The sequence below is a fragment of the Pollutimonas rozaliensis genome, assembly GCF_048751585.1.
Classification (GTDB): Bacteria; Pseudomonadota; Gammaproteobacteria; order Burkholderiales; family Burkholderiaceae_B.
Window position 1 is genome coordinate 1 of record NZ_JAZHOB010000046.1, and the last position, 295, is coordinate 295.

1 protein-coding gene is annotated in these 295 nt (G+C 44.7%); it reads right to left on the bottom strand.

Going from position 1 to position 295, the window contains the following annotated elements:
* Window positions 1–38 precede the first annotated feature (38 nt).
* Window positions 39–295, bottom strand: a 257-nt coding sequence (locus V0R37_RS21900) for a hypothetical protein (protein ID WP_420376531.1), incomplete at its 5' end; no start/stop codon positions are given.

Sequence of the window (295 nt, forward strand, 5' to 3'; positions counted from 1 at the left end):
AACTTGCTACGCCACTTCCGATAAGCAAGTGGTTAAAATTAATCATTATCGATCACGGTTAACCAACGCACTTCAATATCCTTACCATCGGTCAATAACTCAACGTGTCGTCCAGACCTCGACCACTGCTGCCGCTTCGGAAAACGATGAGCATGATGGTTAAGAAATAAGATTAACTGGCGATCAACGTCAGAGCTGGTTTTATCGTTCCGTTGATCATCAACGGAAAAAATAGCCTCAGCGATCTGGACACGATCAACTTGAAAGCCATCTCGGCGCAGCGCTAATTGCAATT